The organism is Nocardia sp. NPDC049526, assembly GCF_044465765.1.
Lineage (GTDB): Bacteria > Actinomycetota > Actinomycetes > Mycobacteriales > Mycobacteriaceae > Nocardia.
This window is the reverse complement of record NZ_JBITMA010000004.1, coordinates 742,736-766,050: the sequence shown is the minus strand read 5'-3', so window position 1 is coordinate 766,050 and position 23,315 is coordinate 742,736. Positions and strand designations below refer to the sequence as shown.

The 23,315-nt window shown below is 66.0% G+C and carries 13 protein-coding genes and 2 pseudogenes (1 of these 15 cut by a window edge); 7 read left to right on the top strand and 8 right to left on the bottom strand.

Annotation, left to right across the window (positions count from 1 at the left end; translation table 11 throughout):
• Positions 1-40: 40 nt before the first annotated feature.
• The 4 genes from ACIBW7_RS16510 to ACIBW7_RS16495 form a co-directional block, all read right to left on the bottom strand.
• Positions 41-919 (bottom strand): hypothetical protein, encoded by an 879-nt coding sequence (locus ACIBW7_RS16510; RefSeq protein WP_397047055.1) that lies wholly within the window; start codon positions 917-919, stop codon positions 41-43.
• A gap of 136 nt (positions 920-1,055) precedes the next feature.
• The gene (locus tag ACIBW7_RS16505; RefSeq protein WP_397047054.1) at positions 1,056-1,973 is read right to left on the bottom strand and encodes an HNH endonuclease; all 918 of its coding nucleotides are present in this window, start codon (positions 1,971-1,973) and stop codon (positions 1,056-1,058) included.
• Between the two features lie 336 nt (positions 1,974-2,309).
• Positions 2,310-2,441, bottom strand: a complete 132-nt coding sequence (locus tag ACIBW7_RS16500; RefSeq protein WP_397047053.1) for a hypothetical protein — start codon at positions 2,439-2,441, stop codon at positions 2,310-2,312.
• Between the two features lie 102 nt (positions 2,442-2,543).
• Positions 2,544-2,747 (bottom strand): hypothetical protein, encoded by a 204-nt coding sequence (locus ACIBW7_RS16495; RefSeq protein ID WP_397047052.1) that lies wholly within the window; start codon positions 2,745-2,747, stop codon positions 2,544-2,546.
• A gap of 235 nt (positions 2,748-2,982) precedes the next feature.
• Here ACIBW7_RS16495 and ACIBW7_RS16490 point away from each other — a divergent pair, with 235 nt between their 5' ends.
• Entirely contained in the window at positions 2,983-3,393 is a 411-nt protein-coding gene (locus ACIBW7_RS16490; protein ID WP_397047051.1) for a single-stranded DNA-binding protein, read from the top strand.
• 379 nt (positions 3,394-3,772) lie between these two features.
• Here the strand turns inward: ACIBW7_RS16490 and ACIBW7_RS16485 are convergent, their stop codons facing one another.
• Positions 3,773-4,255 (bottom strand): hypothetical protein, encoded by a 483-nt coding sequence (locus ACIBW7_RS16485; RefSeq protein WP_397047050.1) that lies wholly within the window; start codon positions 4,253-4,255, stop codon positions 3,773-3,775.
• A 341-nt stretch (positions 4,256-4,596) separates the two neighbouring features.
• Positions 4,597-4,869: pseudogene (locus ACIBW7_RS16480) on the bottom strand (tyrosine-type recombinase/integrase); the annotation flags it as partial.
• Positions 4,870-5,296: 427 nt separating this feature from the next.
• Between ACIBW7_RS16480 and ACIBW7_RS16475 the strand changes: the two are divergent.
• The gene (locus tag ACIBW7_RS16475; RefSeq protein WP_397047049.1) at positions 5,297-5,500 is read left to right on the top strand and encodes a hypothetical protein; all 204 of its coding nucleotides are present in this window, start codon (positions 5,297-5,299) and stop codon (positions 5,498-5,500) included.
• A gap of 87 nt (positions 5,501-5,587) precedes the next feature.
• On the opposite strand, the gene ACIBW7_RS16470 is transcribed toward ACIBW7_RS16475, so the two are convergent.
• Positions 5,588-6,409 carry a helix-turn-helix domain-containing protein gene (locus tag ACIBW7_RS16470; RefSeq protein WP_397047048.1) on the bottom strand — a complete coding sequence of 274 codons (822 nt, stop codon included), beginning with the start codon at positions 6,407-6,409 and terminating at the stop codon, positions 5,588-5,590.
• Between the two features lie 78 nt (positions 6,410-6,487).
• Here ACIBW7_RS16470 and ACIBW7_RS16465 point away from each other — a divergent pair, with 78 nt between their 5' ends.
• Complete coding sequence (locus tag ACIBW7_RS16465) at positions 6,488-7,306, top strand: alpha/beta fold hydrolase (protein WP_397047047.1); 819 nt, start codon at positions 6,488-6,490, stop codon at positions 7,304-7,306.
• Positions 7,307-7,610: 304 nt separating this feature from the next.
• On the opposite strand, the pseudogene ACIBW7_RS16460 reads toward ACIBW7_RS16465, so the two are convergent.
• A pseudogene (locus tag ACIBW7_RS16460) lies at positions 7,611-8,452 on the bottom strand (class I SAM-dependent methyltransferase).
• A gap of 261 nt (positions 8,453-8,713) precedes the next feature.
• On the opposite strand from ACIBW7_RS16460, the gene ACIBW7_RS16455 reads away from it, so the two are divergent.
• The 4 genes in view from ACIBW7_RS16455 to ACIBW7_RS16440 are tightly spaced (at most 41 nt apart) and all read left to right on the top strand, a layout consistent with a single transcriptional unit that may run on beyond the window.
• On the top strand, positions 8,714-10,228 hold the full coding sequence (locus ACIBW7_RS16455) for a hypothetical protein (RefSeq protein ID WP_397047046.1): 1,515 nt from the start codon (positions 8,714-8,716) through the stop codon (positions 10,226-10,228).
• Positions 10,229-10,269: 41 nt separating this feature from the next.
• Entirely contained in the window at positions 10,270-10,623 is a 354-nt protein-coding gene (locus ACIBW7_RS16450; protein ID WP_397047045.1) for a hypothetical protein, read from the top strand.
• A complete protein-coding gene (locus ACIBW7_RS16445; protein WP_397047044.1) occupies positions 10,620-11,096 on the top strand; it encodes a YbaB/EbfC family nucleoid-associated protein in 477 nt (158 codons plus the stop codon). Before ACIBW7_RS16450 ends, ACIBW7_RS16445 begins: the two co-directional genes overlap by 4 nt.
• Before the next feature lie 9 nt (positions 11,097-11,105).
• A protein-coding gene (locus ACIBW7_RS16440) for an HpcH/HpaI aldolase/citrate lyase family protein (protein ID WP_397047094.1) crosses the window boundary here: on the top strand, positions 11,106-23,315 show its beginning. It continues 113,949 nt past the right edge of the window; the window shows 12,210 of its 126,159 coding nt (coding positions 1-12,210); it begins with the start codon at positions 11,106-11,108; the stop codon falls past the right edge of the window.

Sequence of the window (23,315 nt, the reverse complement as noted above, 5' to 3'; positions counted from 1 at the left end):
CATGGCGACGACGACGCCAACACCAAGCCCGCCTCAGTCACTACCGCCGCCGCGGACACCCCCTCACCTGAAACGCCGTTGCAGTACTAAGCGAGCGCTTCGGGCCAACCATCAGTCGATCTATTGCCGCTCCGACGATCTCCTCCGAGAGGTCACTATGCAGCTGGCGAATCCATCCAATGAACATCGAACGTTGTGCATGCAGCAATGTCGTTCCCGGATGTGCAACCCTGCTATGAGCCAGCTCGCCCAGGTCTGCAATAGCCATCAGGCCCGTAATGACCTTGGTCATTATTCCCACAGTCAATCCGGCACCTAAGCTGAAATCATCTGGCAAATATCCTTCCGGATGTCCATTCTTAATTTGATCTACCAAAAGATTCGCGCGCACCGAAGCCGAACGTAGAAGGTTGATAGGCGGCGAGAAGCTATTTAGGCGATTGCGCGTCTGAGTCTTTGCCCAATCCAGCTCAGCTTGTGTCGTATTGTGATGTACCGTTTTGCGCGCCTGTCGCTCCAGCATCATGTCGGCAACTTCTGCACCCATATCCCATTTATGCGTCACCCTGAAAGCGCCGCTATTTCGTCTAACCCTGTAGCCTCCGACTCGCACGGCCGCCCTTAGAGGATCGAGGCGCATGAATGACATCGCTAACATGAGGGCTTCGAATGCATCGTCTTCGTTGCATTGTGCGCTACCTATGGGATATTTGTAATGCCACTCGATCATAATTTCCACCAGAGATTCCCATGGAAAATCGGTGCTATCACGATTATGTCGCGCCATTTCGGCACGTGGACGCACCGCTATTCGAAGGAGTGATTGAAGGCGATCCGGACCGGTACGCCATATGGTAAGCCGGTCTATCTTCTTCCGATAGTCTTCGATAATATCAAGAAGCTCCGCTTCGGGTGTCACGGCGCTAGCCTAATCCATAATGATGCGGCCAGACCATCGATTTTTGTGATGCAACTAGCGCTACCCCCGTTTGGTACACGCGTAGCGGACATCGTGCCTCGCGATCCGAAGTAAGGTGGCCGACATTCGCGGCCGATCACCACGCGGCAGCGACCTCGTTGTAGTGATCGGTCAATGCGGGAACGTAAATACCGGTCTTGACTGTAATACCCTCCAGTGCCTTGTAGTTGGGGTATCGAGCAATAGACGGAGCGATAACGACTTTCATCGTCGTCGTATCCACCGCCAGAAGTCCGGCGTCGAGCAGCTGATGAATGTCAGAGCGCAACAGGAGCCCATCGGCAGGATCGTGGGACTCATGCTTGGCGAACTCGCGAAGGTGGGCTGCTTGCAGCGCCGGCGCCGGACAAGGACCGGTGATCGCGCACACGAGCCCGTACATCTGCAGCAGTTGTTCCCGAAAGGCGCCCTGCCCGTTGCGTACCTTCACCAATGCTGTGCGACGTCCCCCCTTGGGCGGGGTTGACCGCACTTCAGGCGCTGGCGGGACCACAGCGCTGATGCCGGCCAACAACTGTTCGAGGCGATCGACATCGCACGCGCGAATCGCGTTCTGCTGAGCCCGATCCAGCGCCAGCAAGACATCGACGTACGACAGAGCGCCATCCAGCGGTTCCCACTGTGCACCGTAGCTCGCCACGTACAGCGTGACCGGCACCTTCTTTTCTTCAGGGACCTCGAACTCGTGTCGGCAGCCCTTGTGTCGACACAAGAAGGTCGGTGTCTTCGTCGTCCGCTTGATGTACCCGGTCTTCCCGCACTTCGGGCAGACACGTCGTGTCTTCATGCCGGGTTCGGAGTCGATGCGGTCGATGCGCGAAATACCGTGCACCACTTCAGAATTGCGTAGCACCACTATATCGCCGACCGAAACGTTCAGGTGGTTGGCTACACCGCTGTCGTAGGCATATTGAGAGCCCAGAACATCCGGGTATCCCTCGTTGCTCTCCCAGGTGCGTTCGTGTTGGTTCGACAGCAGCGCCCACGCCTTCATCCCGACCCCTTCGCCAAACTCACCGACTGGCCTTGTCCTCGTTTCGAATCAGCGTACGGAGTCGGTACGACACATTCGACGCATAGTCTTCGACGGTTGTTGCCGAATTCAGCCGTACAGGATCAAGGCGGCGCGCTGACGCGCGCCGCGCCACGCAGCACCGCACAGCGGTGCGGGGCTCCGACAGGCTCCGCCCCGCACCGGCACGTCGGCGTGTCGCGGCACCCGCCAGCGACCGCGAATTGATCCAAGTAACAGGCGAATTCAGCAGTCGACCGCGGCAACCATGCTCGGCCACCGGACCCGGCCGCAGCAGGCCCGCTCACCGTGCGCCGATCAGCACAACGTCTCGCCGACGCCGACACCGCTGCTGACGCCGCGACCGCAACGGGTGCCCCGCACACTCCGACCCTTCAGGTCGACGGCCACCGCACCGACGATGAGTTCGAGTGCGGCACGCCACTTCACGTCCTTGCCGACGCAGGGACCGACGCTCAGACGACGACCGGCAACAGCGCCCCGTCACCCCGTGGTCAGGCTGTCGCCGGCGACCCACACCAGCCCACCCCATCAGCCGACCCGGACAACGGCCCCGACCACGCCAACCCATCCGCCACGCTCGCGGTCGACCCTACGACCGCCGAACACGACAGTGCAGCCGCCGACGAGCCCACCAGCGCCCGCGCCACGAGATTCGAGGTTGTCGGCAAGACGACCGGCGATGGCAACGGCACCGTCACTGGCCACCGCGGCGTCCTCCAGGCGCATGAGCACGAACGACTCCCGGCACTCGCCGGGCCGAATGCCACCATGGCAGGACCTACACGATCCCGCCAAGACCAAGACAAGTCACCACGAACCCGCCTCACCAATTGAGCTGCCGCCCAACACATCCAGTGAGACGGGCACGCAGCGAGCCTTGACACGACCATGCAGGCCCCACCACCGCGACCTCCGTCCCACCAAGCACCGGGAGCCGCCCGAGCTCTCTCACCAGGAGGAAGCCGCCATGGCCAGCAACGTCACCGTCACCATCACCGGCCACCTTGCCGACAACCCCGCACCCCGCGTCACGAACACCGGCAAACTCGTCACCAACTTCACTGTCATCTCCAACGACCGCAGGTTCGACCGCGACCGCAACGAATGGGTCGACGCCGCCAAAACCGCCATCCGCGTCAACTGCTGGGGCGACCTCGCGCAACTCACCGGCGACAGCCTGACCAAGGGATGCCGCGTCACCGTCACCGGCCACCGCCTCAGCGCCGACCCCTACATCGGCAAGGACGCCAAGCCCCATGCCGCACTCGAACTCACCGCCGACACGGTCTCCGTCGACCTGAAGGGCCAGACCGCACAGATCACCCGCTACGCCCGCACCACCAGCAACGGCACCGACGCCACCGAGCCGCCGTTCTGATCCACCCACGGTGACCGGACCTACCGCAACCGGGTCCGGTCACCGAGCACGGCCACCACGATCGACTGCCGAATTCCCCTATTACTTAGATTAAAGAGCGCGCCAACCACTTTCGGACAACCGGGGCGATGCTGGAGCACCGTTCGGCGATGAACGGCAGCTTTCCGACATGGTGTCTGGTTGCGTTGGGAGTCCCCCTCCTTCCTCATGGCCCGATTGTCTCGCTCCAGCCGAACGAGTCAAGGACCACCCTTCGGGCGTCCGCTACGCGGTGCCTATCGGCATCCTTGACACGCCCGTCTTCCGCTGAGGGATGGCCAGTATGAGGAAAGCGGGGGAGTAGGTAGGTGGCGGATAGGCGATCTATCCGCCACAGGACCTACGAACCGGCGTCGTTTACCAGGAAATCCCTTGCTGCCACGACGGTTTGCAGCACCGGCTGTCCTGCGACATATCGACCGTAGTACTCGTATCGCGAGTACTGGTTCTCGCCTCGCGACCGGAGATCCTGATGGAGTTGATCCACCATCTCGCACGCATACAACCAGATGAGCTGCTTGCCCGGAAAGAGGTCTTCGCTGGGGAAGAGGTCCTCGCCGGGGTGCAGCATCTTGCTTTTCGGTTCGATTTCCTTCGTGACATCGTGTGTCATGTCACCCCGGATCAGGCTGATCGCTTCCGCGACCTTGCCGCCACGGTCAGCACGGACTCGATCACGGTACGAGGAATCCGATTCGCGCAGACAGCGAAGCTTGTACAGATGGTCGAGGACACCCGACAAAGCGATACGTTCCTCTTGCAGGGTCGAGGCCCGACGCAGCGACTCAAGAACAACGTCGAGGTCACTGATCAGGTCGTCCACGCTAGTCATGCGCTTAAGGTATCGACGCGGCCATGCCACCTCAAGCGGATATGTTGAATCCGGCCGGATGGAGCGGCGCTCGAAGGGGTGGGGGAGACAATGCCAGCTCAGCGGACCGACGACAAATCCGACGACAACGACGACGACAGCAGCCCACTCGGACAACACCATCGACGCCGAAATGGCTGCGACAAATGCCCTGGTCAGGCTCGCCGCTCACTCCTGGCAGTGTGGGGGTCAGGGGTTCGAGTCCCCTTAGCTCCACTCTTTTTGCAGGTCAGGGCCGCTTTTTGGTTCGGTGAGACGAACCGGAAGCGGCTAATCCTCCAACAAACTCCCAACTAATTCTCCGAACCATTAACGGCGCGTTCGAGTGCTTCCGCCGCCGCGTGGTGTGTTCGCCCGCGTGCCATGTAGCGACGCTGGGTCATGGCGGGGTCCGCATGGCCGAGTACGTCAGCGGTGATCCGTGCCGACAGGCCCGCGTCATCGAGAATCGTCGCGACGGCGTGGCGGAAGCTGTGCGCGGTGATGTCATCGGCCATGCCCAGCGCTTCGCGGACCCGCTGCCATTCGTGGCCGACGTTCTGGGGGCCGGAGCCGTCATCACGTGGTTGTCCTCACCTACGGGCCGGACAGCCACGTTTGTTGTTTACTGCCCGGACGGGGGCTGGGGCTGCTCTAAGGACTCGATCCGATATCGGCACGGGATGCGACGTCCAGGTCGCCTGCCTATGTGTTCGACCTGACTCAGCACAATCGTGGGGATGATCGAAGTCGCCATGCACCGATCCTCGGCTCGCACCACGATATGCCTCGATTCTTCCGGCGCACATCACGTTCCGCGAGTGGTTGCCGAGTTCGCAATACGGGATCAAGAGGCGCTGCGCGCCGCCGCATAGGCGTGTAGCGGCCCGAGCTCCGCAACCTGGGCGGAGCATGCGCGCGCCGGTGCGTCGGCGGCAGGGCGAGAGCCGCGTCCGACCTATCTCCCGCAGCCGTCCAGGAATCTGCCCGTTCCAGGGGTGCGAGAATTGAGCGATGGATGACTACACCACTCACAAGCAGCGCGCCGAGGCTCTGCTCAGTGGCCTCACCGCCAGCGACGCGGTCAGCGGCGCGGAGCGGCGGAACGTGATCGCTCAGGCACAGGCACATGCTGCCCTCGCGCAGGCCGAAGCCCAATGGGCGACCGCGGAGGCCATACGCGCACTCGGGACGCCGCAGGCACGAAGCGCGGTCTGAACGAAGCGGACCGCACGCCGACCTCGCGGGTCACCCCGGTTTCATGTGCCCGTCGAGCAGGCCGTCGGTATGCAGTCGGCTGCGGGATCAGCCCGTCGGCCACGCAGTTTCGTCGATCGCGAGCCACGGTGCGCTCGCGACGAGGGTCGGGGTCATATCGGTGATCGCCTTGGTGCGACGATGAAGATGGGATTGGTCGGCATAGCCTGCCTCGGCCGCGGCATCCGCGGGCGAGCGACCTGCCGCCAGAAGATGAGCGGCATGGTCGAAGCGGACGAGTTCGGATGCATGCTTGGCCGAGACTCCGATCCGAGTCCGGAAGTGAGACCAGAGTCGCTGGCGGGTCCAGCCGGTCTCGATGGCGAGAGTCTCGATCCGGAGCCTCCCTCTGGTCCGGACAGTCTGGTCCCAGGCGTACGCGAATTCGGGTGCTACAGCGAATTTGCCGGGCACCCGGTTTCGAAGGAACGCGCCTGCGAGGGCGAACCGGTCGTCCCACGACGGTGTCGAACGGAGCCGCTCGGTCAAGATGGCAGCGCTGCCGCCCCACAGTTGCGGCAACGGTGTCACGGTACCGCCGATGATATCGGTGTCTCGGAGAATCGCTGCGGCGACGACGGGGGACAGGCGGATCTGCAAGACTTCGCCGACCCCCACGCTGGTGATGCGCAAGGCGCCGGCACGGAGGCCGATGATCGCGTTCCCCGCGACCGGGCCTCCGGGACCGTTGTGGACGACTCCGCGTTCGGTGAGATCGAGCAGGAGCGTGACCGAGGGATGCGGGATCATCGTGAGGTCCACGGGGCCGATGTCGTAGTAACGGAAACCCGCCATCCGGACTCCCGGAGTCGGGAGACCAGCGACAGCGACCTCGACCCGGCTCCAGTCCAGTAGGCCAGTAGCGGTCATGCATCCCAGGCTAGCCAGGTCTGGACAACGTGACATTCGTACAAGACGGTGCGACGAGCCCCCGACGAAGCTGTCGGTATGAGCGAATCGATCCCCGGCCGGACACATGCTGACACGACAATCCACGGGTTGCACGTTGTCATCGACGGAGACTCTGCGGCACCGCCCTTGTTGCTCATCCACGGTTCGGGCGCAACCGGTTCGACGTGGGCGCCGGTGGTGCCGTCGCTCACCACGGCGTATCAGGTGATCACGATCGACCTTCCGGGATGCGGCCGATCCGAACCGGCGTCCACGTACGCCGTTCCCCAGCAGGCGGATCGGACAGCAGCAGTGTTGGACGAGCTCGGGTTCCGGAATCTGAAGGTGGTCGGTCACTCCAGCGGGGGATACGTCGCGACCGCCCTCGTGGAGCGTCGTCCGGACCTGGTCGGCGAGCTGGTCCTGGTCAGCACAGGGCCGAGCCAAACAGCGCTCTTACCCGAGCCGGCAATCATCAAGGCGCTCGCCTCGCCGCCTTTCGGCCCGCTCGTGTGGGCGATTCGTACCGACTCGATGATCCGCCGCGGAGTGGCAGCGACTGCGGCGGCCCCGATCACGGTGCCCGACACAGCTGTAGCCGATCTGCGAAGGACGACCTATCGAGAGTTCCGCGCGATTCTCGCTGCCAACATGGACTACATCGCCGCGGGGACTGTGCCCGAGCGCCTCATCGCCGCCGGGAAGCCCCTCCTCGTGATCTTCGGGGATTCCGACCCTCGATGGGACCCGGCCTCGGCGTACCAGTACGAGGCGGTGCCGGGTGCCGAGCTCGAATACCTTCGCGGAGTAGGGCATATGGCGATGCTCGAGGACCACGACGCCCTCGCCCGCTCGATACTCGACTACACACTCTAGGCTTGCGCCGCACGCTTCGATTCGACCTGACATGGTGCGGAAGAACGCGAGCAATCGTTGACGAAGAAGTACAGACATTGCGATCCGAACCTGCCCCGGGTCAGAGCGCCCGAGGCACCTGTGACGATCTTCGGCCCCGCCGGTCTCACCGGTGGGCGGTGAGGAACCGTTCGGCGAACTGGGAGTTCGGTCGCGGCAGGGTGCAGCCCCCGTGGCTCCGGTGCTGGAACCTCGCGAAGTAGGCGCGGGTATCCGATGAAGGTCTCCTGAACTTCCAGGCCGACACCGATCCCGCCGCGCGTCGTCACGGCCGGTGGTCGGCGAATAGTCTGTGGACGGGGAGGAACACAGCATTGAGATATCCATCCCGTTGTGCGAAGCGGCATTTCATGTATTCCAGGGTTGTGCGAGCGGCGTCCGGGGTCAGATAGAAGACCACACCGAGCCACACGAATACGGCCGGATCGGTCCGGCTGAATCCGGCGGCCTCCAATCGTGTTGCCAGTGTGTCGGTTTCGAAGTCGACCGGTCCGAAAGTCAACCGCTCGGGCTGGTCGATACCGGATGCGGCGCGTTGGAATTTCCACGCCTGGGTAGCGGGATGGTCGACCTCGATACACGCAGGCCAGGATGCGGGTTGCGGTAGGCGAAGGTATCCAGGCCCGCGCCGAGGATCACGACCTGTCACACGCCGGCAGCGACGGCCTCGGCCACACGATCCTCGGCGAAACGGGCACGAGCGGCAAAGAACAGGCGGCGCGGCCGATCACTGACACCCAGCCGCAGGATTCCCGGGCCGACACCACCGGGACGATCCTCTGCGGGCCGGCCCAATTCGGTCAGCTCATCCACAGTGACACCCAGCAGACGTGCCGCCAGTGGATCGGTAAGAATCCTTGGCCGGTCAGCAATTTGATGATAGGCACGGGCGTAAGCAGTCACGAGCGCTGTCCGGTCCCTGGCGGAGTGAGTCGTGGCATGCGCCGCCGGTTGTCCCGGGTGGCGGTCACGGTCGCGGCCGGTGGCGCGCTGTTCGCCGCCACCGCGGTGGCGGGAGACGAGGCCGGGGCGCAATCCATGGGGGAGGCATTGTTCACGTCCAGCGGTGATCCGGTGCCGTCCGGCAGGTGGCGACTGCTGCCTCATTCGGCAGGACGAGTCCGATAGTCGGGCAGTTCGACTCTGTTGCGATCTTCGCCGCAGCCGAGTCGGGTTGTCCGACCTTTTCGTGATAGCGGTTCGCTGGTCGCGCGCACAAGATTTCGGACACAGGGGGTATCTACGGCATACATTCCGGCGGAGCGTGACCGCGCCGAATCTTCCGACTTCCCCCTCCTGGGAATCCTGCGTCGGAGATGTCAAGATTTGGGGAGGGATACACGCGATGAAGATCGGTGGAAGCGGACTGTGAGCGACAAGAACGGGAAGCCGGGCGAGGCCGACAACGGTGACGAGGCGCCCGATGTCGGGTTCAGTTTGTCTCCGGACGGCACAGCCGAACCCGAGGGCGTCGCCGCGGCAAGTGAGGATTCCGGCGCCGAGAGCCGGGATCGGCAACTGGCCCGCGAGATCGCCGACGCGCTGGGCGAGGCCGGCCCGCCCGGATGGCAGCAGCTCGACGCGGTTTTCGTGCTGACTACCACGACCGGGGTTGCCGAGGTCGTCTATAGCGGAGCCGGCCAGACAATGCGGACCGAACCGGCCGCACCGGTGCTGGAGCGCGTGCGCGAGCATCGGGCGCTGGTCGCCGAGCTCGACGGTGAGCCGTGGTGGCGACTGCTGGTGCGGTTGAGCGCTGAGGGTGAGTTCGAAGTCGACTACGACTTCGGCGACGAGCCGTTCCCGGACGGGCAGCTGTTCGATCCCGAGGCCTATCGCGCCGATCTGGAGGAATATCCGCGCGAAACCCTGCCGGTGTGGCTCGCGGCATATATCGGTCACGACAACCGTCAGACCAGAACCCCGCAGGACGCCGCCGCCGCCGCACGCGCGGATAAGGCCGCGAAGGTGTGGCCGGTGCTGTCGGAGAACGAATTCCCCGACTTCCCGGAGATGTGGGCGCGGTGGGCGGTCGTCTCCGCGGCATTCGTGGCCGCCGGATCCGACTGGGGCCCACGGGTGCTGCCGGCGATGGGATGGTTCGAGAGCTCGCGTCGCGGTGGTAGCACGCTGTACTCGCTGCCGGGTGGCAGGGCGGTGCTGTCCGGTGGTGTGTGGGAGTCCCCGAATTTGGACGCCGCCTACAACGACGGTATCGATATGCCGAAATTCTATGCGGGCGCGCCGGAATGGGTTGCCAATCCGGTACTGAATCCGCGTGCGGCGACCGGGCTGATGTCGTTCGTCTACTGGTGGGAGGGTGGCCGCTGGTATCGGGGCGAGTCCCCGTCCGCGGAGCAGTGCGCCACCGCGGTGCCCGGCGTATGGACCGCGAACACCGCGGTCGGCATCGTCGCCGGACTGGCCGCGCAGCCGCCGAGCGCCGAGCAGCGTTCCGCCGCAGCGGCTTTGATCGCGGCCGCCGAAGTCGGTGTGGTCACCCGGGAGACCGTGGAGAACCTGTTCGACGACGACAGCTTCGATATCGACGGTGCGATGTACCAGCTGACGCTGGCCGGTGTCGTCGCGTCGCTGCCGGAGCAGATGCCGGAGGAAGAGGCCATCTTCCGAGTGCGCACCTACATCGAGGGACGCGGCCTCGACACGTCGGGATACCCCCTGGATCAGCTGACCGCCGACCGATTCAGCTGCGGCTGGATGGTGTACGTGCCGGTGCCGCGCGGCGAGATCGCTATCGGCCGCGCCATCTTCTACATCGCGGACGACGGTGTGCTGGAACATTCTTCGTCGTCGGTCGCTCCGACCACGTTCGTGAAGGGGTTCGAGCAGCGCTTCCAGGAACGACAGGGCGCGTCGGCGTGACGACGGGTCCGGTATCCGAGTGCGAGTGAACGGAGGACGCCATGGGTAGCACCCCCGACGGGCAGAGGCTCAAGGTCGAAGCTGCCAATATGCGTGAGCTGTCAGGTGATTTGACCGATCTCGCGGACAAGATTCGATCGGTGATGAATACCCTGAAAGAGGACAACGGGCCGCTCGAGTCGAAGCCCGCATGGGGGACGCATGCTCCGGGCGAGAATTTCAAGCAGGACTATGTCCCGCAACGCGATGCCATTCAGGATGTCGGTGCCTCCTACGTGAAGGTCTTGGAGGGCGATTTCGCCACCAATTTCGACGACGGTGCGAAGTTGCTCGAAAAAATGGAAAACAAGAACGAGGCAGAGATCAACAAGATCATGCGGAATTACAAAGCATGAGCGCCGACGAGGAACTGCTGGCGGAGATGATGGCGAGTGTCCAAGCGAGTATGACATCGCTTCGGGACGCATACCAACAACGCGCTCAACTCACCGGTACCGGTACGGCCGCCGACAAGAAGGTGACCGTCGTGGTGAACGCGGACGGTCTGCTCATCGAAACCCGGATGGACGAGGACATCACCGAGCTGTCCCCGGACGAGATCGCCCAGGCTGTGACGGCTGCCGCGCAGCAAGCATTCACCGAGATCAAGCGCAAGACCGAGGAATTGGTAGCGCCCATGCGGGAGCGCCAGGGTCGAATGCCGAAGCTCTCGGAGTTGCTGCCCGGTATTCCGGACGACCTGACCAGCCTGCCCACCGCGATTGCGGCGTCGACCACACCACAGGCTTCGGCCGAGCCCCAAGAGTCCGGCGCCGAGCGCAAGGAATCCCGCGGCGCCGGACCGGAGGTCACCGAATCCAGTTGGTAGGAAACGACTGTGATTCCGGATGGCCTACGGCTGTTCATAGATATTTTCGGCGGCGTCGCACCCAGCCAGGATCCCTGGGACTGGGATCTCGACGGCGTCGCTCAACTCGGCAGCAACTATGCCAAGGCTGCCGATTCGCTGACCGAACTTCTCCCTGAGTTCAATCGGATCATCCACCAGACGGAAAAGTGGTACGAGGGGCACGGTGGCGAAGCGGCCGCCAAGTCGCTCAAACAGCTGACCGACGGCAAGTATTCGATCCACCACCTCATCAAGGCGATGGAGGCGGTGCCCGAATTCACCTCCGAAGCCAACGCGAGCATTGTCGGCGACCGCGTCACCGAATCCATCTTCGCCGCGTGGGGTGCTGCGGAATTCGCGAGGCTGGCTGCCGAAGTGGCCGCGTCCGGTGGATTGTTGGCCGGTTTTGCGGAGATGGAAGCAGCGGTCGTCGTCACGATCGGGCGGATCACCTTCGCCCGGGCACGCGCGCAGTTGATGGAAAAGCTCGGTGCCGCCGCCGGGCGATGGTTCGGCGAACAGCTGCTGCTGCGCGGGCTGAGCCGGATGGGGCTGGAAGGTCTCGAGAACTTCGTGGAACTCGCCTTCAAGGGGCTCGGCTCCGGATTGAAGCTGGCGGGCGTCGGTGCGGGGCTCACCGCCGGTGTCCAACTGGCCACCGGACAGGACCTCGATCTGGCCAAGATCGGTGATGCGGCACTGGCCTGGGGTGTGGGCGGCGTGGCCGGACACACAGCTGCCGGGATCTTCGGTCCGGCGGCCACGCGAATCGGCCTGGGGCGCATGGCGCCCATGGTGACCGGGTTCGCGACAGGCCTGACGACCGCAGTGGCCATCGGGGCGCTGCACAGCCAGTGGGACATGTTCTCCCTGGGCTACATGGGCGCGCTGGGTGCGGCGGGCGGTGCCCGGGGCGGTTTGTCTGCCACCCGTCACTCCAGTATCGGCGCCACGCCGCTGGATATGGCAGGCAAGGTGGAGCACGCCGACCTGGTGAAGTCGATCGAGGCCGACCTCAAAGTCTCCGATGGGCTGCCGACCCCCGACTTCCGGGAAAAATTGGACACCGCGGCCGCGAGCAACGACATCCACACACTGAAAACTCTTCAATACCAAGCGCATGACCATGCGGTGCAGTATCCGGGCAGCGGTACTGCCGTCGCCGCGGATACGGCTCAGGCGGCGACGGTCGCGGCCCAGGCCCCGGCCACAGTGGCGCAGGCTGTCGCGCCGCAGACCACCACCCTGAATGTCCTGGGTAAGGAATTCCAGGTGCCGGTCGAGGGCGGGGCGTCGTCGACCCCGCGTGTTGCGACCGGCCCGGCGAGCGGGGGTGCCAAGGCGTGGGGTGGTATCGCCGCCGGCGACGCCGCGTCACCGGTGCAGGCGGGCAAGACGGAAAATCCGGCTGCTGGTAGCTCCCGTGCCCCGAGCGAGGGCGCGCCGGCCTCCCAGGCACGGGCAGGTGCCGCCCCGGAAAGCGGAGCGAGAGGGGGAGCGTCGACGGCGGCCAGGGCCGAATCCGGCGCACCGGCGGCGGGTGTGAAGGATGGGACTGCTTCGCACAAGCCCGCGCGGGAGGAATCCGCTGCGGGGCAGCGGTATCCGAATTCCGGGCTGGATGCCGGTAAGCCCGCGAAGGAGGGCGCCGCTGCGCGGGAGCAGGTCGCCGAATCCGGGGTGAATGCTCACGAGCCCGCCGCGAAGGAGGAATCCGCTGCGGGGCAGCGGCATCCGAATTCCGGGCTGGATGCCGGCAAGCCGGTGAAGGAGCACGCCGCTGGGGCGAAGGAGGAGTCTCCCGCCGCGAAAGAGGAATCCACTGCGCAGCAGAAGCATTCGGCGGCAGAGCCGAATACGCACGAACCGTCGAACCGGTTGCGGCGGCGGCTGCGCGCGTACACCCGGGCACTGTCGGAGCGGTTGCAAGCCGAGGTGGCTATCCGGGATCGGCTCGATGTGCTGGCGCCCGAACCGGCGGGCGCGCCGGAACGTCCTGTGGCGGAACGCTTCCGGGAGTGGGAGGCGGCGGAGCGGGCTCGGTTGGAGCGGGTCGGGACCGATGCGCAGGCGGCCAAGGCGAAGAAGATGCTCGATGAGATGGCTGCCGAGTTCAAGGCGTACGAGGACAAGGTAGCCGAGTCCGAGCACCGGGAGAATACCGCGGAGCGGATGGCTACCGAGGAGGTGTGTTCCACCTTCGGTGTTACGCCCGAGGCGGTGGGCGCCAACAAGATGATCCTGGTGGCTACCCAGAATGGGAGTGACCATTTCGTCAGAGTCGAGCTGGTTGTGTCGTCCGATGCTCCAGGAGGGCTCCGGACGCAGGTCCAACTCCACGACTCCTATGAAGTGAATGCCGAGGCCTACAACGCGGGCCGTTCCCAGGTCGAAACCGAGTACCGGCAGAAGATGGTGGAGCGGGTCGGTCAGCAGGTCGCCGACATGCGCACCCTGTCGGAGCAGACGCAGCGGATGCGCCAGCGCAGGGCCGAGCACCATATCGCGGAGATCCGGGCCGCGGAGCAGGAGAAGATCCGCCAACTGCAAAGCAACGCGCAGCATGACCTTCGCGAGGCGCGCGCGGATGAAGCTGCCGCGCGGCAGCGTTTGGCGCAGGCACAGCAGCGCCTGCGAGACGCGTCGCATCCGACAGATGTGGCACGGGCTCAGCGGGAGCTGTGGCGGGCCAGGGACGAGGTGGCCCAGGCGCGGGAGGGCGGGACGCGAGCGCAGGTGCGCGCGGCCGAGGCGCGAGTGGCGGACGCGGAAGCGGCGGTGGCTCGGGCCAGGGCAGCGCGGAATGCGCAGCTGCCCTGGGACCTGCGGGACGGGGTGGCGCCGGACCGGGCGCGTGATGAGATGGCGCAGGCGCAGGTGCAGGTGCAGGAGGCACAGGCGCGGGCAGAGGTGCGCGAGGCGCAGATGCGGGTCGCCGAGGCGCGGGCGAAGTTGCGAGCGGAGATCGCCGAGGCGCATGCCGAAGCCGATGCCGCGGTCGCCACCGAACGCGAGGCCATGGAGAAAGAGGTGGGGGCCGAGCGCCGCAAGGTGGCGACGCAGATCGCGGAGGAGCGGATAGGCGCGATCGAGGCGGTCGAGCGAGAGCGGTTGGCGGAGCTGGAGTCTCGGCGACGGATGGTCGAGCTGCGGGAACAGGCGCGTCACGACGAGGACAGGTTCCGTGAGCAGGCCCGCAGGCGGATGCGGCAGCTGTGGGAGTCGGAGCAGCAACTGCGGCAGGAGGCGCGGGAGCAGACCGATCCAGCGGCGCGGCGTGAGCTGGGGGAGCGGATTCGTGAGTTGCGTACCCAGCGGGCCGAACGGTGGGATTTGCTGGAGGAACAGCTTCGGGTGCGCCGCCAGGAATTGGTGGCCGAGATCGCGGAGATCCGCCCGGAATTCGAACGGCAGGTGGCGATAGAGCGGGAGGCCGCGAGCGGGCTCATCGTGACCGAGCGAATTCGGGAGGTGGGCGCCTCGGCTGTCGGGCGGCAGGAGGCGGCCGAGACCGCGGGCCGTGGGCTGGCCCGGCACTACCGGATGCTGGTCGCAAACACCGTAGCGGTGGGGGGTGGTATCCAGACCGTCTCGGACGAGGTGCTGACCCACATGCTGCGGCACGGCAACGCGATCGAATCCCGGATGGCGGCAACCGAGATTCTTCGCCGTACCACCGCGGTGCTGGAGGGTGGGGACGGCAAGGCGCTGCGCTGGACGCAGTACGCGGCCGGTGAGGCGATGAAGTACGGCCCGGTCAATATGGATGCGGGCGAGGGTAAGTCGATGATGTACCACTATGTCGTGAGCAGGATGGCCGCGGAGAGGGGCGCGGTCCAGTACATCAACAAGGCCAACTTGATCGCCCGCGAAATTCAGGAATTGGTGGCGGCCTTCGGTCACCGTGGGTACAAGATCATCCGGATCGACTCGAATATGAAGATGCCGGAGCCGGTGGCGGGGGAACCCACCATTTATCTCGGTGATGTCGCCGATGTGGTGACATCTCGAATGCATGGTCATCCGGTGCCCGGTCGCCAGTTCATAGGCGACGAGATCGACGAGGCGTTGATCTACGGCAGTTCCAGATGGAGCAGTTCCAATGGGGCCAACGACCTGGCCCCGCCGCATGTCGAGGCAAAGATCCGCTGGGCAAATAATTTTCTCAACGATGCGATGCGGGACAAGGTTCTGACCCATGAAGATTTCGGGCGGAAGCTTCACCAAGAAGAGGGCCCGGCGCGCTTGACCGCGGCAGGGAAAGCGAAGGTCGAGGATTTCCTGTGGCAGGAGCGGATCAAGCAGGAGGAGCAGAACCTCGGGCGGGAATTGAGCCCCCAAGAGCGGGATCGTCTCCAGAGGGAACTGACCCCCGAAGAGCGAGAGCTGTTGGATACGGCCGCGCTCGCGCGCTGGGAGTTCGTCCGCGGAAAGCATTACATCATTCACGGTGAACCGCAGAAATTGGAGGTGGGGGAAGACGGTGTTGTTCGGCGAGGAATCCGGAAGGGCCACATCCTGATCGTCGATCAGGTCACGCACAAATTGATCATGGATAAGGGGATCTCCAATATATCCCGCTGGGAAAACATCGCCCAAGCGCTCGAGGCGCGGTGGAATATGGAGATTCACAACAATACGGAATATTCGAAGACGCAGACCATCGACGAGACCTTCACCAAGGAGCATTACGACCTGCGTACCGGTGCTTCGGGTACCGCGAAAGCGGTGTCGGGTCAGTTGAAGAAGCTTGGTCTGGGGGAGACCACCGTGATCAGCCGGTTCTCGCCGAGCAAGTTGAATCTCGAGCCCGAGGCCAACCCTACCGGCACGAAATTCTCGACCACTCGGCAGGAACGGGATCAGGCGATCGTGGATCAGGTGCTGGCGGTGCACCACGGGACCGGGCAGCCGGTTGCGGTGTACGTCCACGATCCCCGGCTGGTACGCAAAATCGCGCGGATGCTAGAGCGAGCAGGCATCAAGGTCGCGACGACCGGACCGGAGAATGTCGCGAAGTGGGAGGATCCGAAGTCGGGGACGTCCGCTGACGCGGAGCGGGCGCGGATCTACGCCGAGGCCGGTGAATTGGAAGCGGTCAGCGTCTTCACGATGGAAGATGCGCGCGGGGTCGACATCAAGCCCAGCAAAGAGGCGCTGGCCCGGGGTGGTCTGCATGTGATCGGTTCCGAGCACTCGCATCTCGCGGCTGTCGACATTCAGTTGATAAATCGAGGCGGGCGAAGTGGGCAGCCCGGTGAGGCCAGTTTCCACTCGATACGCGACAGCGCGTTCTTGGACATGATTCCCCCCGATCATCCGATGGCGGTGGTGGTCGAGAGGTGGAGAACCGCCGAAGATCCACTGGAGCGGATGGTTGCCGAGCAGCAGATCCGGGACAACCTGACCGAGATCCAGCAGGCAGCCGAAGCGCACCAGCTCGGCGTGGCCGCCGGCGATACGCCGGCCATGGGGGTGGCGGCCCAGCAGTTCGTCGCCGACGTCGAGCAGTTCGTCGCGGCCGCCGCGCCGGCGCCGGCCGTGCAGGTCGCAACGCCGACCGCGCAGGCAGGGCCTGCTGCGCAGGCCGCGGCTGCCACGCCGGCTGCGCAGCAGGCGCCGGGAGCCCCGGCTGCTCAATCGGCGAGTGCACCATCACAGGGCACTGCACCGCCGCAGACGAATGGCGCCGGTGCAGCGGGGACCGGTTCGGCCACAGTGTCTTCGGGTGGCGAGCGGGGGGCTCGAGCTTCAGGTGGGGACCAGGGCGCCCGGACCGAGTCGGACGCTGCTGGGACGCAGGCCCGGCAAGGGGAACGGTCCGACTCCCCGCAGGAACCAGGCGACCTGACCGGTGCCTCCACCCTGGTCGAGGAGCAGTCGCAGCCACCGGCCGATGCCGACGGGCAGCCGATGGCCTCCTCCGTCGAGGAGGGGACTTCACCCGATTCTTCGACCGACGCCGCTGCGCCCGAATCCGACGGTGCGCGGGCGGCGGCCGATTCGAAGAACGAGCAGCTGATTCTGCCGTTGGACGTGTCGAATTCGTATGCCGATCAGTCGACGCACGTCCTCGTGGCCGGCACCGCCGGCGGGACGACGGGAGCGACCACCGCCGCCGCGAGTGTCAAGGGTGAAGCGGCGCAAGCGAATTCCGGTACCCAACCACAGCCCTGGTTCCCAGGCCTGTCGCCCGGCTGGACCGCGGCGCAGCCGGTGGCGACACCGTTCAGGTCGGGTCGGCTGGAGCGGCGTATGCAGCAGGACAAGAAAACGCTGCAGCACGTGCGCCGCCGCTACGCACTGGAGCTGATGGCGCTGCGCAGGCGTGTGGTGCAGGCGGGTGTTGCTCCTGACGGCTTGGCCGAGATGGACCTGCAGCAGCTCGCGGGGGCTCATGGGCGGATGGTGCAGGCCGCCGAGGCCGAATTGCGCGCCCGGATCGAGCAGTTCCTCGCAGGGCTCGAAGGGGATCTGGCGGTGCCGGGCCCGATCGGCGCGGGGATCGCCGGGTTGCAGGCCGCGCTCACCAATGCCGTGCTGCGGATCAGGCTCGCCCGTGCCGAAGCGACCACCCGAGGCGAGGTGGAATCGGGCGAGATCTTGGCGGCGGAGCTGCAGGCCGACGCATTGGCCACGGAACTGGCCGAATTCGGCCGGGAAGCCGATGGTGTGCGGGCGGCCCAGCGGCAGGCCGATGACCTGCTGGAGCGCATGACGAAGGCGGCCTCGGAGGAATTGCTCGACTCCCTTGTCGACCAGGCGAAGGCGATGCCGCTCGGCGACGGGATGCAGTTGCTCGTCGACGAGAAGACGGTGCTGGTCGTCGGGGCGCAACCGGATCTGATGGTCGACGAGGCGATCCAGAGGTCCTCCGGCAAGAAGCCGACGGAGAGGTCGTTCGGCGAGGGTGGGTTGCAGCCGTGGATGAAGGCTCTCTACGAGATCGAGACCACCCAGTGCGTCGTCGATTTCGACGGCAAGGCGTGGTACCGGAAAGTCGTGGCGCAGGAGGCGCCCGATACCGCGCACGACGGTCCCGCTCCGCTGGGAGACGCTGAGCGGCAGCTGATTCTGGCCCAAGCGCTCTGGCGGGAGGGCGTGTCGCTCGAGGAGCTGACCGAGGATGTGCACAACGGCGGGCGGCAGTTCGCGCGACTGTGGCCGAAGCTGACGAAGCTCGAGCAGCAGGCATTCTTGGAGGCCCACCCGCTCCTGGTGATACAGGCCGAGGGACTCGATCCCGAAATGCGCGCCGCCGAGTGCGAGAAGTGGTTGGCGCGGGCGCGGGAAGAGTTGGCCGCCCAGGAACAGCGCGACTCGATGGCTCAGGCGATGCAGGGAGGTGCGACCGGCCTGCTCGACGGGCGAACCCTACTGCTGCGCACCCGGATCGCGACGGTGGAGAACATCGCGGCTACGTTCACCGTGAACCGGGCGTTGGCGTGGTGGTCGGTGGAACTCGAAGACCTGGTCGAGGACGCCCGCTCCGGTGGCGGCATGCTCGCCGAACTGTGGTCGGAGCTGACCGGCCGCGAGCAGGCGGCGCTGATGCAGCTGCATCCGGAGATCGTGGCGATGGCGCAGGCCCTCCCGGAGGATGCGCGCGCGGCAGCGTATGACCTGCTGGGAGATGTTGGGCGGCAGCGCCTTCTGGCCACGAGGCTGCAGCGGGAGGGGGTGACGCTCGAGGAGCTTGCCGCGGATGAGCGCAACGGTGGGCAGCAGATCGCGGAACTGTGGCCGAGGCTGACGACGGTCGAACACCAGCTGTTCCTGGAGCAGCACCTGATTCTGGTGATGCGGGCCGAGGGGCTCGACCCGCGAGTGCACGCAGCCGCGTGTGCGACGTGGTTGACGCTGGCGCGGGAAGTGCTTGCCGAGCTGCAGCAACGCGACACGGCATTTCAGGCATCGCGGCCGGGTGCGCCCGGCCCGCATACCGAGCAGCTCGCGACGCTGCGGGGCTGGATCGAGGCAGTCCAGCACATGGCGGCGGAGCTGGCCACCAGCGGGCTTTCCGCGCGCGATCGGAGGCGGATCGCTGCGAGCCGCGAGCGTGCCCGGGAGACAGTCGGGCGCGGGCAGGATAATGCCGCGCTGCTGGATGCGGCGTTGGCGCGGCTGAATGTGCTTATCGAGGATCTGGCATCGGCCGAGGCCGATGTGATGGTCCAGCTGTGGCAGCAGTTGAATGTCGATGAGCGAGACGCATTCACAGCGGCCCATCCCGAGGTCGTCATGCGGGCCGAGGGCTTGGCAGCCGAGGTGCGCGAGCTCGCCTGCTTTGTCGTGCTGGATCGGAAACGGGATGAACTCGCGCGGGAGCGGGATAATCCGGGCGCGGACCCCGCACAGCTCACGACCCTGCTGACGGAGATCGATGCCGCGGCGAATCTGGCGGCGGCATTGGCCGGGGAGATCGGCGCCGACGACCCGCGGGCAGTGGTGGGAGATGGAGATGTACCGAAGCCGCCGCCGGAGGCCCTGACCACCGAATCCGATGCGGCCGTGGACAATCGGCCACTGCGGGGTGAGACCGGGAGCGGCGAGGCGGTACCCGCCGCGTCATCGCTGCCGGAGCACATCGAAACGTCACAGGTACAGGCCGGGCTGTACGACCTGGTCGCCTATCACGTTGCGCGCCAGGAGATGACAGCCGCAGCAGGCGAGGTCCGCGCGGCACGTGACCTGGACGAGTCCAGCTACGAAGACGGGATGGCGGAGCGCCCCGAGGACGACGGCCCCGGTCCGGAGGAGCAGCGGGTGCGAGGGGCCGCCGAGGCGGCGGTGGCGCGGCTCCAAGCCGCCCAACAGCGCGTCGACGCTTTCTTGGATCTGCTCGGAGCTGATCTGCCGCACGGGATTTCAGCACAGCAGCGACAGTGGTTGCACGACTTCGCTGCCGCGGTGGCGCAGTGGCGCGCCGTCGATGACGAGATGGCGGATGCGGATCCGAACACCGAGGGCTACGAGGCGTTGACGCAGCGCCACGAGACGGCTACTCGCCGGCTGCACGCGGCCGCGCAGCGCCTGGCCACAGCTGCCGAATTGCGCCCGGTCGCCGAGCTGGACGGCGGGTGGGGCCCGGTCGATCTGTCCGGAATCGCCACGGTCGCAGCCGATTTCACCGAACCTGTCGACCATTTCGCTGTCGATCTCGACACGATCGTCGGAGTCACCGACAAGGGCGCGAACGCGAACAAGCCACACAACCAGGACTGGATGGAATCGGTGGTGGTCAACACCCCGAACGGGCCGGTCCGGATCTCGGTGGTGTGTGACGGCGTGGGATCGACGATCGACGGTCACCGCGCCGCACGGGTCGCCGCCGAGGCCGCCCGCGCGCATCTGGCACGCTTCGCAGCCCAGCACCAGGGCATGTTCACCGCCGAGGACGCCGATCGGGCGATGCGGGGGGCCATCGACGCCGCGCAGGCCGCGGTGGTGCGGTTGAGCGAAACGGAGTACGCCGACGCCGATAAACCGCCGCGCACCACGATCGCGGCGGTGATGGTCACAGCGGAACGCGACGGCCGGCCAGGGCAGTACACGGCGGGTGGGGTCGGTGACACCCGGGTGCTCAGGCTGCGCGCCGACGGCCGGTCGGAGACAGTGACCACGGACCACACCATGGCGGGGTATCTCCAGAAGACAGAGGAGGAGCTGCCGCCCGAGGATCGCACTTCCCAGCGTGAGCTGCTCCGGGACCCGGAAGCCCATGGGATCATGCATTCGCTCGGCGTGGACGCCGGTCCGCCCGCGCCCGACGATGCGGTGTTCTCGGAGTACATCTTCCAGGGCACATTGTCGGCCGACGACGTCATCGTGATCTGCACCGACGGTCTGTGGAATACCAACCCCGAGGCCGACGAGATGGCCGTCTTCCTCGATGCCGGACGCGATACCGATCTGCTGCGGATGCGGGCCCGGATGCTGAACCGGGCACTGCTCAACGGTGGGGCAGACCACACCACTGTGACGTTGATATCCGGCGCTCCCGCGGAGTCGACGCCCCGGCTGCTGCCCCCGCCGCCCATGGGCATTCCGGTCGGGTTCAGGCGCCACTACCGGGTCCTGGCCGACGAATACCAGCGCGCTCGCGCCGAGCTGTGGCGGCTCGCCGCGCAGGCGGGGGCGAATCCGGAACTCGTGGCGTCGCGGGATGGGTTCCTCGGCGAAATACATCGCTTGGGTGACGATCCGGTCGTGGACCAGTTGGAGTCCGCGGCGCGGCATTTCCACGCGTTCCTCGAGCAGTTGGGTGAGTTCGGGCGGTGGCTCGACCGGGTCGAGGGCCGGGCACCGGCGCAGTGGACCGCCGATGATGCGGAATACCTTGCCGCACTGTCGGCTTGGTCGGTGACGCTGCAGGGGTTGTGGGAGGCGACGCAGACCGCTGTCGACGAAGCGTGGGCGGGCGGGAATTCCGGCCAGGTGGCGGTGTTGCGCGAATTGCCCAACCGGGGGCTTGGCCCGGCCGTGGGCAATCAGGATGTGGTGGCCGCGACGCAGCGTTACACGGACGCGTTGGACGAAGTCCGCCGGACCGTGCAGCAACTCGATGACACTCGTTCGCGCGACGGGAGTTTGGAGATCCCGGCAGCGTTGCGGCGCGGGTACCGCGCGCAGGTCGCCGAACAGCGGGACGCGCAGGAGACGCTGGGCGAGCTGAGAGATTCGTTGCCGGTCGCCGTCCAGGAGCTGGTGGACGTCGAGAGCCTGATGGGCGACGATTACCACAGCACACTCGGCGTGTTGCAGCAGATAGCGGCCGAGGAATTCGGTGACCGGGATGCGCTGCACATCACCATCGACTGGCTGATCCACACCGTGCGGCGATTCCACCGGGCCGGCGACCGGATAGCGGCACTGGAGCGGTTCATTCGAACACATGGTGACGGTGTGGACTCGGTGCATGCCCAGCCGCGACCACTGGTGGCCGCGGACGTCTTGGCCGCGGAGGCCGCGCTCACCGATAAACAGCGGGCCGACCAGCACGCTCGGGCGGTGCGCCGGTGGCGGGCCATCCAGATGTTCGCGCACGAACCCGCCGATTTCCAGGTCATGTGGGATATGACCGATCGCCTGACCAGGCGGGCGCTGATCCAGCGGCTGCCCGAGGCGCTCGCTCACACCGAGGGACTGCCCCGCGAAGTTCGCGACGAAGCCGCGCGGCTGAGCTTGCATCGCGAGCGGGAAACGTTGCGACAGCAGGCCGATGCGGATGCGGGCCGGTCGGCGCGGGCGAACTTCCAGGCGAATCTGGTGAATGCGGCGCAGCGGTGGGCGGCGCAGGTGCCGGGGCATCCGGCGGTACAGATGACCGGCCGTGCCGGAACGTTGCTGGTGGTCGGCGATCTGCATGCGGCGCAGGAGATCCGCTTCCATGCGGTGGACCAGAACAGCCGGGGCACGGTGGGGACCGTGATGCAGGCGACGGCGGCCGCGGTCGACGGTGTCGCGGCATCGCAGCGGCGGGCCGCCGCGGTGGTGTGGATCGGTGCGGACGGCGCCGCCCTGGCCGCCGAGGTTGCCGGAATAGTGAAAGAACTTACCGACAACGGACTTTCGGTGCCGGATATGGTGCTGGTGGGGCATGAGGACGTGGCCCCCGCGCGGGGCCCGCAGTTCGAGGGCATGCCGCATGCCGATCCGGATCTGGTGTTGCACGCATGGGACGACGCGGCACTGGCCGAACATCGGGACCGGATCGATGTCGACGCGCCGGAGCCGGGTGTGGTGCGCTGGGAACCGTCGCATCGGGTGGAAGGTGTGGCCAACGACTGTGGCCAGGTAGCCGGTGAGGCCGGGCTGGCGCGGATACTGGCCGGCCTGGAAGACAATCCCGATGCCGATCCCGACGTGATCGACGAGCTGCGCCATCGGCTGTCGATGCTGCGGCTGTTCGGAGTGCCGGAGAACGGTCTGAGCGGTCCCTTGCTCGCGCAATTGCTCGGCGCCGGTTGGCATCCGGACGGGTTCGCGGATTTCGATGCGATGGCTGCCGCGGTGCCCGAGGGCGGGGTCATGATCGGGGCGGTGGCATTCGACGGCTTCCAGCAGCGGGGGGCGGTCGGTGCGCACGCGGTGATGCTCTTCCGCGAAAACGGCCGGGTCATGGTGCAGGACGGGACGGGCCCCGCGGTCACCTTCGAGTCGTGGCGTGCGGGACTGTCCGGTGTGATCGGATGGCAC